The organism is Lentibacillus sediminis, from assembly GCF_002763455.1.
In the GTDB taxonomy this organism is placed as follows: Bacteria; Bacillota; Bacilli; order Bacillales; family Amphibacillaceae; genus Lentibacillus_D; species Lentibacillus_D sediminis_A.
This window is the reverse complement of record NZ_NIXK01000005.1, coordinates 154,446-169,856: the sequence shown is the minus strand read 5'-3', so window position 1 is coordinate 169,856 and position 15,411 is coordinate 154,446. Positions and strand designations below refer to the sequence as shown.

Annotated in this window: 18 protein-coding genes; 15 read left to right on the top strand and 3 right to left on the bottom strand. The window is 46.6% G+C overall.

The genetic code is table 11. The features are described from left to right. Nucleotides 1-232: 232 nt before the first annotated feature. The 4 genes from CEG13_RS09775 to CEG13_RS09760 all read left to right on the top strand — a co-directional run bounded on the left by CEG13_RS09775 (nt 233) and on the right by CEG13_RS09760 (nt 3,406). The gene (locus CEG13_RS09775) at nt 233-1,006 is read left to right on the top strand and encodes a ParA family protein (protein WP_100011694.1); all 774 of its coding nucleotides are present in this window, start codon (nt 233-235) and stop codon (nt 1,004-1,006) included. Then, complete coding sequence (locus CEG13_RS09770; RefSeq protein ID WP_100011693.1) at nt 987-1,826, top strand: ParB/RepB/Spo0J family partition protein; 840 nt, start codon at nt 987-989, stop codon at nt 1,824-1,826. Before CEG13_RS09775 ends, CEG13_RS09770 begins: the two co-directional genes overlap by 20 nt. Before the next feature lie 224 nt (nt 1,827-2,050). Next, on the top strand, nt 2,051-2,755 hold the full coding sequence (locus tag CEG13_RS09765; protein ID WP_100011692.1) for a DUF554 domain-containing protein: 705 nt from the start codon (nt 2,051-2,053) through the stop codon (nt 2,753-2,755). A 33-nt stretch (nt 2,756-2,788) separates the two neighbouring features. After that, nucleotides 2,789-3,406, top strand: coding sequence for a transporter (locus tag CEG13_RS09760; protein ID WP_100011691.1), 618 nt, complete (start codon nt 2,789-2,791; stop codon nt 3,404-3,406). Between the two features lie 173 nt (nt 3,407-3,579). Here the strand turns inward: CEG13_RS09760 and yyaC are convergent, their stop codons facing one another. Then, on the bottom strand, nt 3,580-4,197 hold the full coding sequence (yyaC, locus tag CEG13_RS09755; RefSeq protein WP_100011690.1) for a spore protease YyaC: 618 nt from the start codon (nt 4,195-4,197) through the stop codon (nt 3,580-3,582). 86 nt (nt 4,198-4,283) lie between these two features. On the opposite strand from yyaC, the gene CEG13_RS09750 reads away from it, so the two are divergent. The 7 genes from CEG13_RS09750 to rpsR all read left to right on the top strand — a co-directional run bounded on the left by CEG13_RS09750 (nt 4,284) and on the right by rpsR (nt 9,187). Next, a complete protein-coding gene (locus tag CEG13_RS09750) occupies nt 4,284-5,306 on the top strand; it encodes a YkvI family membrane protein (protein WP_100011689.1) in 1,023 nt (340 codons plus the stop codon). Between the two features lie 20 nt (nt 5,307-5,326). Further along, on the top strand, nt 5,327-6,211 hold the full coding sequence (locus tag CEG13_RS09745) for a mechanosensitive ion channel family protein (protein WP_239984617.1): 885 nt from the start codon (nt 5,327-5,329) through the stop codon (nt 6,209-6,211). 36 nt (nt 6,212-6,247) lie between these two features. Then, on the top strand, nt 6,248-6,445 hold the full coding sequence (locus CEG13_RS09740; RefSeq protein WP_100011687.1) for a DUF951 domain-containing protein: 198 nt from the start codon (nt 6,248-6,250) through the stop codon (nt 6,443-6,445). 204 nt (nt 6,446-6,649) lie between these two features. Then, nucleotides 6,650-7,750 (top strand): redox-regulated ATPase YchF, encoded by a 1,101-nt coding sequence (gene ychF / locus CEG13_RS09735; protein WP_100011686.1) that lies wholly within the window; start codon nt 6,650-6,652, stop codon nt 7,748-7,750. A gap of 357 nt (nt 7,751-8,107) precedes the next feature. Then, nucleotides 8,108-8,395, top strand: coding sequence for a 30S ribosomal protein S6 (gene rpsF, locus CEG13_RS09730; protein WP_100011685.1), 288 nt, complete (start codon nt 8,108-8,110; stop codon nt 8,393-8,395). Nucleotides 8,396-8,410: 15 nt separating this feature from the next. After that, complete coding sequence (gene ssb, locus CEG13_RS09725; protein ID WP_100011684.1) at nt 8,411-8,920, top strand: single-stranded DNA-binding protein; 510 nt, start codon at nt 8,411-8,413, stop codon at nt 8,918-8,920. Nucleotides 8,921-8,956: 36 nt separating this feature from the next. Further along, on the top strand, nt 8,957-9,187 hold the full coding sequence (gene rpsR / locus CEG13_RS09720; RefSeq protein WP_100011683.1) for a 30S ribosomal protein S18: 231 nt from the start codon (nt 8,957-8,959) through the stop codon (nt 9,185-9,187). A 131-nt stretch (nt 9,188-9,318) separates the two neighbouring features. Here rpsR and CEG13_RS09715 read toward each other — a convergent pair whose 3' ends face one another. Further along, the gene (locus tag CEG13_RS09715) at nt 9,319-9,807 is read right to left on the bottom strand and encodes a DUF1189 family protein (protein ID WP_100011682.1); all 489 of its coding nucleotides are present in this window, start codon (nt 9,805-9,807) and stop codon (nt 9,319-9,321) included. Nucleotides 9,808-10,083: 276 nt separating this feature from the next. Between CEG13_RS09715 and CEG13_RS09710 the strand changes: the two genes are divergently transcribed. From CEG13_RS09710 to dnaB, 4 genes are read left to right on the top strand one after another with little or no spacing between them, the layout of a single operon-like run. After that, nucleotides 10,084-11,025, top strand: a complete 942-nt coding sequence (locus tag CEG13_RS09710) for a YybS family protein (RefSeq protein WP_100011681.1) — start codon at nt 10,084-10,086, stop codon at nt 11,023-11,025. A gap of 46 nt (nt 11,026-11,071) precedes the next feature. Next, the gene (locus CEG13_RS09705; protein ID WP_100011680.1) at nt 11,072-13,048 is read left to right on the top strand and encodes a DHH family phosphoesterase; all 1,977 of its coding nucleotides are present in this window, start codon (nt 11,072-11,074) and stop codon (nt 13,046-13,048) included. Then, complete coding sequence (rplI, locus tag CEG13_RS09700; RefSeq protein WP_100011679.1) at nt 13,045-13,491, top strand: 50S ribosomal protein L9; 447 nt, start codon at nt 13,045-13,047, stop codon at nt 13,489-13,491. Before CEG13_RS09705 ends, rplI begins: the two co-directional genes overlap by 4 nt. Before the next feature lie 57 nt (nt 13,492-13,548). Continuing rightward, the gene (dnaB, locus tag CEG13_RS09695) at nt 13,549-14,913 is read left to right on the top strand and encodes a replicative DNA helicase (protein WP_100011678.1); all 1,365 of its coding nucleotides are present in this window, start codon (nt 13,549-13,551) and stop codon (nt 14,911-14,913) included. Between the two features lie 66 nt (nt 14,914-14,979). Here the strand turns inward: dnaB and CEG13_RS09690 are convergent, their stop codons facing one another. Then, nucleotides 14,980-15,384, bottom strand: a complete 405-nt coding sequence (locus CEG13_RS09690) for an HIT family protein (RefSeq protein ID WP_100011677.1) — start codon at nt 15,382-15,384, stop codon at nt 14,980-14,982. Between the last annotated feature and the right edge of the window lie 27 nt (nt 15,385-15,411).

Genomic DNA, 15,411 nt, shown 5'->3' with positions numbered 1-15,411 from the left:
GCATACCCATCTTTTTCCGAAAAGATGGGTTCCTTTTCACTTATCAACGTGCGTTTTGCAGAAGTTCAATGTAATTTCCGCTGTCCCACCCTTCAGAGAAATTAAGTTTTCATAACAAGTACAGTTTAGTCAGATGTCCATCCGCGAATCATGCTAAAATAGAGTGACAGTATTTCAATCAATGCATAACGAGAAATAGAGGAAAGCAAGTTTTTAATAGGAAGGTGTCAACATGGGAAAAATAATGTCCATCGCGAATCAAAAAGGTGGTGTGGGAAAAACAACATCATCGGTAAATTTAAGCGCTTGTCTGGCTCATTTGGGTCACAAGGTGCTTTTAATTGATACCGATCCCCAGGGGAATGCGACAAGCGGCGTTGGGATTAATAAAGCTGATGTAGATCAGTGTATTTATAATGTACTTGTCGAGGATTTGCCGGCCGAGGAAGTGTGGGTATCAACGAATATCAGCAATTTAGATGTCATCCCTGCAACCATTCAGCTTGCTGGCGCGGAAATTGAGTTAGTGCCAATTATCTCACGGGAAATCCGCTTGAAAAAGGCATTGGAAAGCATGAAAGAGCACTATGATTATATTATCATTGACTGTCCGCCTTCATTGGGGCTGTTGACAATCAATGCCCTGACAGCTTCCGATACAGTGATGATTCCGGTGCAGTGCGAATACTATGCGCTGGAAGGGCTAAGTCAGCTGCTGAATTCGATCCGCCTCGTACAAAAACATCTGAATAAGCAACTGATGATTGAAGGGGTATTGCTAACGATGCTGGATGCGCGGACCAATTTGGGCATTCAGGTCATAGAAGAAGTGAAAAAGTATTTCCAGGATAAAGTCTATCAGTCTATCATTCCAAGAAATGTACGACTGGGAGAGGCGCCGAGTCATGGCCAGCCGATTGTCACATATGATCCGAAATCAAGAGGTGCAGAGGTCTATCTTGAATTAGCGAAGGAAGTGATTGCCAATGGCGAAAGGGTTGGGTAGAGGACTTGGTGCATTTTTCGAGGATATTGAAGAGCATGAGGAGGGTTCCATCCAGGAGATAGCCATCCAGGAATGCAGGCCGAATCCGTATCAGCCGAGAAAGACCTTCCATGCGGATGCAATTGAGGAATTAAAGGAATCGATCCTCGAATATGGAATTATTCAGCCGCTGATCGTCCGCAAGAGCATTAAAGGCTATGAAATTGTCGTCGGCGAGCGGCGCTACCGGGCAGCAAAAGAGGCTGGGCTTGATACAGTTCCGGTTGTTATCAAAGAATTGACCGATGAAAAGATGATGGAGCTGGCACTGCTGGAAAACCTGCAGCGCGAGGATTTGACGCCAATTGAAGAAGCCCATGCTTATGCGAATCTGATGAATGAATTGAAAATCACCCAGGAAGAGCTTTCCCACCGTCTTGGGAAAAGCCGCTCCCACATTGCCAATATCGTCCGGCTGCTTTCCCTGCCGGACCAAGCAATTGCCTGTATCAGCAATGGTGAACTTTCTATGGGACATGGCCGTGCACTTTTGGGCATTAAGGATAAAGATAAAGTACTGCTGGTGCTGGACAGGATCCGCAAAGAAAACCTCAATGTTCGCCAGGTGGAAAAGCTGATTCTTGAACTTAATGAAAAGCCGGTTGCGAAAAAGAAAACCAAGCCGAAAAAGGATATTTTCCTTGAGGAGCGGGAATCGATGCTAAGGGAACGGCTCGGTACTGCTGTGAAGATCCAGAAAGGCAAGCGAAAAGGGAAAATCGAGATCGAGTTTCATTCCAATGATGATTTGGAAAGACTGGTTGAGTATTTGGGGAGATAGCAAGACCTGGGAGACTGACGCAGTAAGCGCGTCAGTCTTTCCGTTTAAAGGCAGGAATACAGGTTTTTTCTGATTGTTCCACGTGAAACAATCGGGCTGACAGGCTTATTTTTCTGGGCAGGTAAGAAAGTATAAAACTTTCTTACCCTGCATAAGTGCAACTAAGGCTTTCGCCGTAAAGGCTTGGCGAAAAGCCAAGTTTTCTAATAATTGGGGTTGAAATAATGGTTTTATATGGAACAATCGTCAACGGAGTTTTAATCATCATCGGCAGTTTGCTTGGACTTTTTTTTACAAGAATTCCTGAGAGGTATAAAGAAACGGTCATGCACGGAATTGGCCTGGCCGTACTATTAATAGGATTACAGATGGCTTTTTCCACCGAGGAAATTATTGTCGTGCTATTGGCATTGCTGACTGGGGCAATTATTGGGGAGTTAATTCATTTGGAAGAAGGATTGAACCGTCTGGGGCATTGGATTGGCAGTAAATTCACTACAAAAAATGAAAATTTTAGTGTCGCGCAGGGGTTTGTCACGGCCTCCCTGATTTTTGTGATCGGGGCAATGGCGATTATCGGTGCTCTGGACAGTGGTCTCAGGGGAGATCATGAAATCCTGGTAACCAAAGGGATAATGGATGGGTTTGTGGCCCTGGTGCTGACAACGACCTTAGGTGCAGGAGTGATTCTCTCGGTCGTTCCAGTGGTGCTCTATCAGGGATCTATCGCCTTGTTGGCAACACAAATTGAGCGCTGGCTGCCGGAAGCATTTCTTAACGGTCTGATTGTGGAACTGACAGCAGTGGGCGGGCTTTTAATTGTTGCGATCGGGCTGAATCTATTAAAAATCACCCAGATCCGGGTCGGAAATCTTCTGCCGTCCATTGCTACCGTTGTGCTGATATATTATATTTATCAGCTGTTTTAAAAACAAAACCAGACTTTCTAAGAGGGGATCATTATGCAGGGAGTGGCAAAAACCGTATATGAAGGGCTGATGGTGCTGCTCGTCATGCTCACGATTGCGACAATCTGGACGGAAAACACCTACAATTCGACGATCAATTGGATTGTCTGGCTGGTATTTGCTGTCGATTTTATGGTTCGGCTTGTTCTGGCAGACAAAAAATGGGACTTTATTAAGCAAAATCCTTTCTTGCTGATTGCAGTTATTCCGCTGGATCAGTTTTTCCAGATGGCTCGGATTGTCAGGCTTCTTTCCCTGTTCCGGATTAAAACCATCACGAAATATTATGTTACTCCCTACATTAATAAGCTCTCATCGCGGACAAAATTCGTCGGGCTGGCTGGAATTGTGCTTTTTCTCCTGGTGGAAGGGCTGGTTGTCTGGCAGACGGAAACAACGATCCTGAGCTACGCAGAGGGATTGTTTGCCGTTATTTCACACATGCTGTTTTTTGGCCATCGCCTGTTTACGATTGAACATGCGCTCTCCATCTGGCTGCTGACAGCGGCTTCGGTCATTGGCATTGTTATCCAAGGGCTGGTGCTGCAATGGGGATTTCACAGAGTGGAAACAGTGTATCAGGAATGGAAGGGGAAAAAAGAAGCAAGTTAAAAGGCATAAAAAAAAGGCCCTCCGCCATGTTAATAATTTCATCCATTAAAACAACGAGTCTATCCGTGATTCGTTGTTTTTTATTTCTCATCAAATCAGTTCCAGCACCTGCCTCACCTCGAGGAGGAGAGACAGGACACTTTCACTTTATAAAATAAGGGGGGTTAACATATTTATAGTGTACCCTGTTCTTCCTGTTTCCAAACCACGGATGGACCAATATTTTTATATTTTAATGATAAATCCACTTGCTCCAGGACGTCGGCTATTTTCTCAGCCATATCTACGACCACGGACAATCGGGTGTTTTGCAAAACGGAGTGCTCCATAAACCCGCTGACATTGACGACACCTGTTATGTGTATATCACCGACAGAAGGAAGAGGCTTGTTTAGGGCAGCTCCAGGCTTAACCGCACCGACACCGGCAATCAGATGGCCTACAGAGGTGGTTTTGCCGAGACAGGCATCCACGGCAATCACGAATGACTGGCGGTGCGTTTGCTCGATTTCCTTGAGGCGGTCGGCAAGATTGGTGGCATGCACTGGTTCATGCAGCGTGCCATATACGGTCATATGCCTCGGCTTCATTGCAGAAAAATAACTCCCAGCCAACGGCCCGAGGGCATCGCCGGTGGAACGGTCTGTGCCTATAAAGACGACAACGTATTCGCGCGGAAATGCAGGAAGCCAGGAGATGATCTGTTTACTCATTGCTGATACGATCATCGGGTCCGTATGCTGCATGCGGAAATTTTTCATATTGGGGCCAAAACGTCTCATCAGATTCATAGCTTATCCTCCACCAACATATTGGTATAGTATACGGATTTTTCCATCGATCTATACATGGATTCTAAAATATTGGAGGAAAACAGATGTGGAGTGCAGGGCTGAAATGGATGTTCTTAATTATTGGTACCACCATTGGGGCGGGGTATGCTTCAGGGAGGGAACTGTGGCAGTTTTTTGGCCATGAAAGCGGACTGGCTATCGTACTGTTTGTTCTATTTTTCTCGATTTCCTGCGGGGTGATTCTGCAGATCAGCTACAAGCAGCAGTCCTCGTATTATTTGCCTGTGTTAAGGGAGATTGTCGGGAAAAGGCTGACAGGCTTTTATGATGTGATGATATTTGTCTATTTGTTTACGACAACTGTGGTGATGATTGCCGGCAGCGGGGCGACCGGGCAGGCGTTTCACCTGTCGCAGTGGCCGGGGATAGTGATTATGGTGGTTGCACTCATCGTTTTGTTCATCAGAGGAATTAATGGGCTTCTGGTAATCAATCAGCTGATTCTGCCACTTTTAATAGGAGGTCTGCTGTTTGTGTTGCTGCTATTCACGGCGGATCAAGAACTGGCGCTGTTTTCGCATTGGGACGAACAGCGCAACTGGACGGCTGCTTTTCCGTTTACCGCACTGAATATTCTGCCACTGATTGCCGTGCTTGGTGCGATCGGCAATAAGGTGAAGTCCAAACAGGAGATTTGGATTGCCTGTTTAGGGAGCGGACTGATTTTGGGAATTGTTTCGTATGTCTATAACAACAGCCTGATTCAGATTGCTGATGAAGTGATTTTATATGAAATTCCACTATTTGCCATTCTGCGTGATTACCCGTTCGAGATGCTGATATTTATGGGGATTCTTTTGTGGTTTGCGATTTTCACCACGGCAGCCTCCGGGATGCTGGGGATTGTCACCAGAATTCAGCAGCATGTTAAGCAGCCGTTAAGCTTGATTGTGATGGTTACCTTAGCTACAATGGTTCCGTTGACCACATTTGGTTTCTCTACTTTGATTGCTTATATCTATCCGGTTTACGGGATTTTAAATTTATACGTGTTAACCCGTTTATTATTGTATCCAGTATGGTATAAATTAGAGAGGAGGAGCTAGCAGAAATGGAGGAAATTGATATGAATGCAATACAAGAATTATGGGCGTATGTTACAGGACCTGATTTCTGGATAAGTATAGCCGAGGGTCTTTTGCAAATCTTCCTTATTATCATTTTGGCGCTCACAATTGTTAAAGTAGTAAGGAGTCTGGTGGACCGGTTGTTTAAAAACAGACAGAAAGGCCCGATCCGGTTGACCGCACGCAGGGAAAACACCCTGAAAAAATTAATTAAAAACGTGGTCGCATATATTATCTATTTTATTGCGATTGTCATGATTCTCGGTGTGATTAACATTGACATCGGACCATTGATTGCCGGTGCTGGTGTGGTCGGACTTGCCATTGGTTTTGGTGCCCAGAACCTGGTGCGTGACATCATTTCCGGGTTTTTCATTATTTTTGAGGATCAGTTCTCGGTTGGCGATTATGTAGCAACCTCGGGTATTGAGGGGACGGTCGAGGAAATTGGTCTGCGCACAACACAAATATTGAGCTGGACCGGAGAGATGAACATTCTGCCAAACGGCAATGTCACCCAGGTCACCAACTATTCGACGCATAATGGGCTTTCCATTGTTGATATTAATATTCCGTATGAAAGCAGTGTGGAAGAGGCAGAGGCGCTGATTCGCGAGGTGGCGGAAACCCTGCCGGATAAATACGATTTCATCCTGGGCGTGCCGGAAATCATCGGTGTGCAAACCCTGGATGTTTCCCACTTTGTTATCCGGATTATAGCGGATACTCTGCCAAGCTACCAGTGGGCTGGGGAGCGCAATATCCGCAAAGAGATGCAGGATAAACTTTACTCTTCCGGCATCGAGATCCCGTCTCCACGAATCGTGATGTATAGCCGTGAGGAACAGGAGCAGCTGCGTAAGGATCGGGGAACAGAGCAGTAACTCGTGTTATAATGGAAGAAAAAAGGAGAAAGACCAATGGCGGACAAAGAATTCGGACTGAATGACGTCGTACAAATGAAAAAACCCCATCCCTGCGGCGAGAACCGCTGGCAGATTATCCGCATGGGCATGGATATCCGGATTAAATGCCAGGGCTGCGGGCACAGTGTCATGATCCCAAGGCGGGAGTTTTCCAAGAAGATGAAAAAGGTCTTGGAAAAAGGTGAAAAATAAGCTAAAATTTGCGAAACCTCCAACAAACAGGTATTATTGAGAGTGTAATAGAGAGAAAAACTTAAAATAATAGGGTAGAAGACAAAAATAGGCTGCTTCGGTGGTCTATTTTTGTTTTTTGGCTGCTTGTCTTTTAAGTTGCTACTATCTATAATAAGGGTACGCGTTCATATGAATGGTAATCCTTAAGGAGTGAAAAATGGAATGTCTCTGACAGCAGGAATTGTCGGGCTTCCCAATGTGGGCAAATCCACATTGTTCAATGCAATCACCCAAGCGGGGGCGGAAGCGGCAAATTACCCTTTCGCTACGATCGACCCGAATGTGGGGATTGTGGAAGTGCCCGACGATCGCTTAAATAAATTAACCGCATTAGTCAATCCAAAGAAAACCGTCCCAACTACATTTGAATTCACCGATATTGCCGGCATTGTCAAAGGGGCAAGCAAGGGGGAAGGTCTTGGCAACCAGTTTCTTTCCCATATTCGCCAGGTCGATGCCATCTGCCAGGTAGTCCGTTGTTTTTCCGACGAAAATATCACCCATGTCTCCGGAAAAATTGATCCGATTGATGATATCGAGGTGATTAGCCTGGAACTGATTCTGGCCGATTTGGAAACAGTCAACAAGCGGCACCAGCGGGTGGAAAAGCTGGCAAGGCAAAAAGACAAGGATGCCCTTGCTGAACTTAATGTGCTAGAGCAGTTGAAGACAGGGCTGGAGGATGAAAAGCCAGTCCGTGCCCTTGATTTTTCTGAGGAACAATGGAAGATCGTTAAAGGACTCCATCTTTTAACAAGCAAACCAACCCTGTATGTGGCAAATGTCAGCGAGGAAGAAGTGGCAGATGCTGACGCGAATGAGCATGTGCAAAAGGTGAGGGAGTTTGCTGCAAAAGAAGACGCAGAGGTCATTGTCATCTGTGCAAAAATTGAAGAGGAAATTTCCGAGCTGGACCCGGAAGAGAAAGAAATGTTTCTGGAGGATCTCGGTATTGCCGAATCCGGACTGGATCAGCTGATTAAGGCCTCCTACAGCTTGCTGGGTCTCGCCACCTACTTTACGGCGGGGGAACCGGAAGTGCGCGCCTGGACATTCCGAAAAGGCATCAAGGCACCGCAGGCAGCAGGTATCATCCACACCGACTTTGAACGTGGGTTTATCCGCGCGGAAACGGTCTCTTATGAAGATCTGATTGAGGCAGGGTCGATGACTCGTGCCAGGGAAAACGGCAACGTCCGCCTGGAAGGAAAGGAATACATTGTAAAAGACGGAGACGTGATTCATTTCCGTTTTAATGTGTAAAGTTGGAAAGGCAATTTAATAGCAAGGCTGTTTTCTAAGGAAATGTCTAAGCATCTATTTCCACATTAGCAGCCCGGATACACGTAGACTCCTGGGGGAGGATAGGCATCGGGGAGACCCCTTAGTGCTCAGCGCGAGGAGGCTCAACAGCCGCCCCCGGAAAGCGAAGTGTATCCGGGCTGCGGGGCAAATGGCAACAATCTATTGCGTTATAGCTAATAGCAAAAATCAGGATTCTCGAAGGCTTGTTATTTTGAAAAAGGTTTGGTATAATACACTATTGTGAGTAATGAACGATAAATTACTCCTTGCTCTTACTAAGGTGAGGGCCGCTAAGACCAAAAGGAGGTGCTACGGATGAGAAAATACGAAATCATGTACATCATCCGCCCGGACATGGAGGAAGAAGCGCAGACCAGCTTAATTGAGCGGTTTAACAAAGTGCTGACCGACAACGGTGCGGAGATCACAAAAGTGGATGAGCGGGGCAAAAAACGCCTTGCCTATGAAATCCAAGACTACCGTGATGGATACTATGTTGTCATTAACTTCAGCAGTGATGAAACAGCGATCAATGAATTCGATCGTCTTGCTAAGTTCTCTGATGATATTATTCGTCATATGGCAATTCGAGATGAACAATAATAAGGAGTGGTTCTGATGTTAAATCGTGTCGTGCTTGTAGGCAGGTTAACGAAGGATCCTGATTTGCGCTATACAGCCAGTGGCGTAGCAGTCGCCAATTTCACTGTTGCTGTCGATCGTCCTTTTTCCAATCAGCAGGGAGAGCGCGAAGCCGACTTTATTCGATGTGTTGTCTGGCGCCGACCGGCTGAAAACCTGGCCAATTATATGAAAAAAGGCAGTATGATTGGTGTGGACGGGCGTGTGCAAACACGGAATTTTGAAGGGCAGGACGGCAAGATGGTTTTCATGACCGAAATTGTCGCCGACAGTGTGCAATTTCTCGAATCGAGAGGAAGATCCGAGCAGCGAGGACAGCAGCAAGGAGCTCCAGCAGCAGCGGGAGCAGGATACCAGCAGAACCAGAACCAATTTCAAAATCAGAATCAAAATCAATTTTCGTCCAACCAAAACCAAAATCAAGATGATCCATTCAAAAATAATGGAGAACCAATTGATATATCGGATGATGATTTACCGTTTTAGTGACGGTGAAATTAATAAACAAAGGAGGGTTTTACAATGGCAGCTCGTCGCGGACGCGGAAAGCGCAGGAAGGTGTGTTATTTCACTTCGAACGGAATTACACACATCGACTACAAAGACGTTGATTTGCTGAGACGTTTCATTTCTGAACGCGGAAAAATTCTTCCACGTCGTGTAACTGGAACTTCTGCAAAATATCAGCGCAAATTGACCGCAGCAATCAAACGTGCTCGTCAAATGGCACTATTGCCATATGTGGCTGAGTAATAAGGAAAAACCTCCAAATCCGGTGAGAGCCGGGTTTGGGGGTTTTTTGATTTGGGATGGAGGGCTTTGACAGGGCACGGAGGTGATTCAGAAGAACGGGCGGTTTAATCAGCGGGAGAGGATCGATCACTCTACCCCCGCTTCTTCCTCCTCGGATACACCGTAATAATCCGCACTAGCATCACAAAAGTAAACAGCGAAGTCAGCAGCAAATAGACATCACTCACCGGAAAAAGCAGTGCCACCACCGCATACAAAAGAAATGGAATAGTCGTCGTATAGGCGCTCATTTTCCACAAAATTGAGAAGTGCAATTTCCGTCCGAGTGATCTGGCAATCCAGACCCCGATATAGGCAATCAGGCAAAGCAGCAGAAATACGAAAATCGTCAGTGGCAAATAATAAAACATAAAAAAGTAGATCAGCTTAAATACGATATTCATATCTGCTCCCAAGCCGCTCGTAGCGGTGAGCTGATCGATCAGCGAGGGAAGGGAAACCAAAAATAATAAAATAAACATATAACCAACAGTATGATCCATCCCCAGCCGGTTAAGCCGGAAGATTGCATGTTTGCTCGGGAGTTTGATACTATGTACAAATGCTTGCAGAATGCTCATGTATGTTCATCCTTAAATATATTGTATGCCCTTCATTATAATGGAATCACAGCCGGAAAGCTTATCATCTGATGAAAAAACAATGACAATTTGCAACGTAGACAGGCTAGACCCGTCTCAGGTGATATTTTTCTACAAAAGAATGCCAAGTTATTGCCCGGGAAATAATATTTTCGTCGGGTTTCGACAACCATTTCAGCCTGAATCATGTTATCATATACTAATGACATATAAAAATTCTACCGTAAGTTACAGAGTTTAGATGAGGTGCCATAGATGCAGCAATCGAAAAAAATAACCGATGGGGCAATATTAACAAGTGTATTTATCTTGCTATTGCTCATCACCGTGTTCATACCAGTTCTAAATATACTCAGTCTCATTCTGCTGCCTATTCCCTTTATCCTATATGCATCGCGGCATGATTGGAAGGCGGGTCTCTTGATGATGAGTGCCGCATTGGTGCTCAGTCTGTTTTTCGCTACTATTTTCTCCTTGCCGACGACGGTGATGATGGGGCTTGGCGGTATTATGATTGGAAGCGCGATTTACCAGAAGGTCTCTGCTTATGAAACATGGGCGAGGGGGACATTCGGCTTCATTATTGGGCTGGTATTTGCCTTTCTGTTTACGCAATTTATTTTACAGGTGAATTGGATAGAAGAATTTGAAATGCTCGCAATGGAATCCATGCAAATGACGCAAGGGCTTCTCGAGCAATTTGGTGCGGTGGAGCAGTCCGAGCAAGTGCAGGAGCTGCTTCAACAACAGGTCGATTATCTGATTGATCTGTTTCCTGTGGGTCTCGCTATGGCGGCAATTGCCATGGCGTTTATCAGCCAGTGGATGGGCTATAAGGTGATCAACCGGATCGAGCGAAAAGGCTTATATTTCCCGCCCTTTCGCCAACTGGAATTCCCGATTGCCCTGATTTGGATTTATTTGGTGGCATTGATTGTGTCGCTGTTCCCGGAACCGGGCAGCATCCTATTTCTGGCGGCGCAAAATGTGCTGATGCTCACAGGCATACTCTTAATGATCCAGGGTTTTTCGTTTATTTTCTTTTACGCCCATTTAAAAAAATGGTCCAAAGCAATTCCAGTTTTGTTGGTCGTGTTCGCTTTCCTGGTTCCCCCGGTACTGCTTTATCTGGTGCGCATACTGGGAATCATTGACATGGGCTTCCGGTTAAGGGAACGTCTTTCAAATGGTAAGTAAAACGGAAAATGAACACACGTCTTGTAAAAATTAGGAGATGAATGGAATGCCAAATTTACAAAAGAAACCAGCATTAAGCAGCCATTTATGGGTCATTTATGTGCTCTCACTGATCCTTCTGGCTGTGATTTGGTATTTCCAATGGGTGCTGGGTCTCATTATGACGCTGTTTTTAGTTGTTTCCTTTTACTATAGTGTACGTACCGAGCGAACGCTGCTCCATGAGACAGAGCAGTACATCTCCACCCTTTCTCACCGGGTCAAAAAGGTCGGGGAAGAGGCACTCTTGGAAATGCCATTTGGAATTATTCTATATAATGAGGACTACCTCGTTGAATGGGCGAACCCATATATGAACAAATTTGCCGAGGGAGATGATTCCCTTGTTGGGGATTCGCTTAATCAGCTGTCAGAGGCTCTGATTCCGGCCATCAATGAAAATAAAAAGGAAGTATGGATTGAAGTCGGCGGTTATGAGTTTCAGACGGCGGTAAAAAATGAGGAGCGGCTCTTGTATTTGTTTGACCGCACGAAACAGTCCGAGCTGCAGACACTTTATTATAATGACCAGACGATTTTGGCGATCATCTTTTTGGATAATTACGAGGAAATCACCCAGAACATGGATGATGCCACCAAAAGCCAGCTGAATTCCCAGGTGACCAATCTGCTGAATGACTGGGCGGGCAATCAGGGATTTTATTTAAAACGGACGTCCCAGGAGCGGTTTTTGGCTGTGGGGACAAAAGAAATCCTGCAGCGGCTGGAGCGGGCAAAATTTGATATTCTCGATGAAGTGCGGGAATTGAATGGCGAAAGCGGCAACTCATTAACGTTAAGCATCGGCGTTGGTGTGGGAAATGTTGACCTGCCGACACTTGGCGACATGGCACAATCCAGTCTTGATCTGGCGCTGGGCCGCGGCGGTGACCAGGTGGCAATCAAAGATAAAGAAGGAAAAGTCCGGTTCTACGGCGGGAAAACCAATCCAATGGAAAAACGGACCCGCGTCCGGGCGCGCGTGATTTCCCACGCGCTGAAAGATTTGGTCCGTTACAGCGACAATGTCGTGATTATGGGGCATAAATCCCCGGACATGGACTCGCTTGGTGCGGCGATCGGTATTCTGAACATCGCCAAGGCGAATGACGTGGATGGCTATATTGTCTTTGATCCGGATGATGTGGATACAGGGGTGTACCGCTTGGTTGAGGCTATCCAGAATGAGGAGAGCCTCTGGGAGGACTTCATTGACCCGGAGGAAGCAGAGGAAATCACCGGGACACGCACCCTCGTTGTGGTGGTGGATACACACCGGCCGTCCATGGTCGCGAGCCCCGAGCTGCTTGATTTGACCGATTACAAAGTGGTGATTGACCACCACCGACGCGGGGAAGATTTTATCGAAAATGCGACCCTTGTTTACATGGAACCATATGCCTCCTCGACCGCAGAACTGGTCACCGAGCTGCTGGAATACCAGCCGAAAACGTTGAAGCTGAGAATGCTCGAGGCAACAGCGCTTTTGGCGGGAATCATCGTGGATACGAAAAGTTTCTCATTGAGAACGGGGTCGCGGACCTTTGACGCCGCCTCCTATCTGCGTGCCAAAGGGGCCGATACTATCTTAGTCCAGCAATTTATGAAAGAGGATCTCGATCTTTATGTGAAACGAGCGAAACTGATTGAGCGCTCTGAAGTTTTCCGTGACACGGTTGCCATCGCCAAGGCGGAAAGCGGCAAAACCTATGGACATGTGCTGATTGCGCAGGCGGCAGATACGCTCTTGACGATGAGCGGAATCAATGCCTCGTTCGTGATTTCCGAACGCGATGACGGCAGGATCGGCATCAGTGCCCGGTCGCTCGGAGAAGTCAATGTGCAGGTGGTTATGGAAAAAATGAATGGCGGCGGACATTTAACCAACGCCGCTACGCAAATTGAAGACACCACACTTGATGATGCAGAAGCATTATTAAGAGATATATTAGATGATTACTTTGAGGGGAGAGAAGAAGGATGAAGGTAATATTCCTGAAAGATGTAAAAGGCAAAGGAAACAAAGGCGAAGTGAAAAACGTGTCGGACGGCTATGCACGCAACTACCTGCTGAAAAATAATATTGCCCAGGAAGCCACCGCAGGAAATTTGAAAGCCTTGGAGACACAAAAGAAAAAAGCCGAGCAGCAGGAGCAGGAAGAAAAAGAAGAAGCGATGGATTTACGGGACACCCTGGCTGATCTGACCGTGGAATTAAAAGCCAAATCCGGCGACAGCGGCCGTTTGTTTGGCTCGATTACGTCGAAGCATATTGCCGATGCCCTGAAAAAAGAGTATGGTTATAATATTGATAAACGGAAAATTGAATTGGATGAGCCGATTCGTGCCCTTGGTTACACAACTGTGCCTGTAAAACTGCATCCGGAAGTGTCCGGTTCGGTGAAGGTGCATGTGAGCGAGCAGTAGATTTTGTTTGTATGTAAAGTTTTGAAGCCTTGCTAAAAAGGAGGGGGATCCGTTGCGATGAACGAATGGAATGAGCGGATACCGCCGCATAATATTGAAGCAGAGCAGTCGGTGATCGGCGCGGTCTTTTTGGAACCGGAAGCTTTCACCACTGCGTCAGAGCTGTTGGTTGCAGAAGACTTTTACCGGGCAGGCCATCAGCGGATTTTCGCCGCCATGATGAAACTGGCCGATCGCGGGGAACCAATTGACCTGGTTACCGTCACTACCTATCTGCAAAACGCCAAACAGCTCGATGAAGCGGGCGGCGTTGCCTATCTTTCCGAGGTGGCGGGCAGTGTACCGACAGCAGCAAACATTCAGTATTACAGTCAAATTGTGGAAGAAAAAGCGCTGCTGAGGCGGCTGATCCGCACAGCGACGGACATTGTCACATCTGGCTTTGAAAAAGAGGATGACGTGGATGATGTTTTAAATGAAGCGGAGAAAAACATTCTTGAAGTGTCCAGCAGGCAAAACTCTGGGAACTTTAAAGCAATCAAAGATGTGCTGATTGAAGTCTATGACAATATTGAACAGCTCCACCAGGCCAGTGATGACGTGACAGGAGTGGCGACAGGTTTTCGCGATCTCGACCGGATTACCTCGGGATTTCAGCGGAATGATCTGATTATCGTTGCGGCCCGTCCGTCTGTCGGTAAGACGGCTTTTGCCCTGAATGTGGCGCAAAATGTCGCCGTCAACAGTAATGAAAATGTCGCGATTTTCAGCTTAGAGATGGGAGCGGAGCAGTTGGTGCAGCGGATGCTTTGTGCGGAGGGAAACATTGATTCCCAAAGACTAAGGAATGGCCAGCTGCAGGCCGATGACTGGAGCAAGCTCACAATGGCGATGGGCTCGCTGTCCAATGCGGGGATTTATATTGACGATTCTCCGGGCATCCGTGTCAGCGAAATCCGCTCCAAATGCCGCCGTCTCAAGCAGGAGCAGGGCCTGGGCATGATTCTGATTGACTACCTGCAGCTGATCCAGGGATCGGGGAATTCCCGGGAAAACCGCCAGCAGGAAGTTTCCGAGATTTCCCGCGCCTTGAAAGGGTTGGCCAGGGAACTGAATGTGCCGCTGATTGCCCTGTCGCAGCTGTCCCGTGGTGTGGAATCACGGCAGGACAAGCGTCCAATGATGTCGGATCTCAGGGAATCGGGAAGCATTGAGCAGGATGCGGACATTGTCGGCTTCCTGTACCGCGATGACTATTATGATTCGGAGTCGGAGCAGCAGAACATTATCGAAATTATCATCTCCAAGCAGCGTAACGGCCCGACTGGTACGGTCGAGCTGGCGTTTGTCAAAGAGTATAATAAGTTTGTAGACTTGGACCACCGTTATCAGGAGAGCGATATTCCTCCGGTGCCGGTGTAAGAGTGGGGAAGCAGTCCTTCTGTGTGGAAGGGCTGTTTTTTTGTTGGGAATGAAGAAAGTGACCTTCTAACTCTTCCTCTGATTTTTTCCACTTTTAAACATATACCTGATCCCTTTTCCTGCCAGCGTTTCATCCTCATATCTCGGCAGCACATGAAAATGAGCATGAAAAATATGCTGACCGCCAACTTCCCCGCAATTCCAGCCGAGATTATAACCCTGTGGCTTATACGCTTCATCTAAATATTGTTTCACATCTTGAAGTAGCGTATAGGTTGCGTTCCATTCATCCTGCGACAATTCAAATGCGGTTCTTCGATGTTTCTTAGGCACAATGACACCAGCACCCTCCAGTGGGCTGCCTGGTATTTGCGATTGGTTCAGCTGTAAGAACATGCAATGCTCATTACTTAACACAATTTTTTGCTCAGGTTCAATTTCCGGGTGACAGAAAGCACAATTTTTGTCCATTATCATGCTCCTTTATTTTGTGTATCG

Bases quoted from the DNA above. Each gene is read 5' to 3' on its own strand.
- CEG13_RS09775 (WP_100011694.1), top strand. From the start codon at position 233: ATGGGAAAAATAATGTCCATCGCGAATCAAAAAGGTGGTGTGGGAAAA.
- CEG13_RS09770 (WP_100011693.1), top strand. From the start codon at position 987: ATGGCGAAAGGGTTGGGTAGAGGACTTGGTGCATTTTTCGAGGATATT.
- CEG13_RS09765 (WP_100011692.1), top strand. From the start codon at position 2,051: ATGGTTTTATATGGAACAATCGTCAACGGAGTTTTAATCATCATCGGC.
- CEG13_RS09760 (WP_100011691.1), top strand. From the start codon at position 2,789: ATGCAGGGAGTGGCAAAAACCGTATATGAAGGGCTGATGGTGCTGCTC.
- yyaC (WP_100011690.1), bottom strand. From the start codon at position 4,197: ATGAATCTGATGAGACGTTTTGGCCCCAATATGAAAAATTTCCGCATG.
- CEG13_RS09750 (WP_100011689.1), top strand. From the start codon at position 4,284: ATGTGGAGTGCAGGGCTGAAATGGATGTTCTTAATTATTGGTACCACC.
- CEG13_RS09745 (WP_239984617.1), top strand. From the start codon at position 5,327: ATGAATGCAATACAAGAATTATGGGCGTATGTTACAGGACCTGATTTC.
- CEG13_RS09740 (WP_100011687.1), top strand. From the start codon at position 6,248: ATGGCGGACAAAGAATTCGGACTGAATGACGTCGTACAAATGAAAAAA.
- ychF (WP_100011686.1), top strand. From the start codon at position 6,650: ATGTCTCTGACAGCAGGAATTGTCGGGCTTCCCAATGTGGGCAAATCC.
- rpsF (WP_100011685.1), top strand. From the start codon at position 8,108: ATGAGAAAATACGAAATCATGTACATCATCCGCCCGGACATGGAGGAA.
- ssb (WP_100011684.1), top strand. From the start codon at position 8,411: ATGTTAAATCGTGTCGTGCTTGTAGGCAGGTTAACGAAGGATCCTGAT.
- rpsR (WP_100011683.1), top strand. From the start codon at position 8,957: ATGGCAGCTCGTCGCGGACGCGGAAAGCGCAGGAAGGTGTGTTATTTC.
- CEG13_RS09715 (WP_100011682.1), bottom strand. From the start codon at position 9,807: ATGAGCATTCTGCAAGCATTTGTACATAGTATCAAACTCCCGAGCAAA.
- CEG13_RS09710 (WP_100011681.1), top strand. From the start codon at position 10,084: ATGCAGCAATCGAAAAAAATAACCGATGGGGCAATATTAACAAGTGTA.
- CEG13_RS09705 (WP_100011680.1), top strand. From the start codon at position 11,072: ATGCCAAATTTACAAAAGAAACCAGCATTAAGCAGCCATTTATGGGTC.
- rplI (WP_100011679.1), top strand. From the start codon at position 13,045: ATGAAGGTAATATTCCTGAAAGATGTAAAAGGCAAAGGAAACAAAGGC.
- dnaB (WP_100011678.1), top strand. From the start codon at position 13,549: ATGAACGAATGGAATGAGCGGATACCGCCGCATAATATTGAAGCAGAG.
- CEG13_RS09690 (WP_100011677.1), bottom strand. From the start codon at position 15,384: ATGGACAAAAATTGTGCTTTCTGTCACCCGGAAATTGAACCTGAGCAA.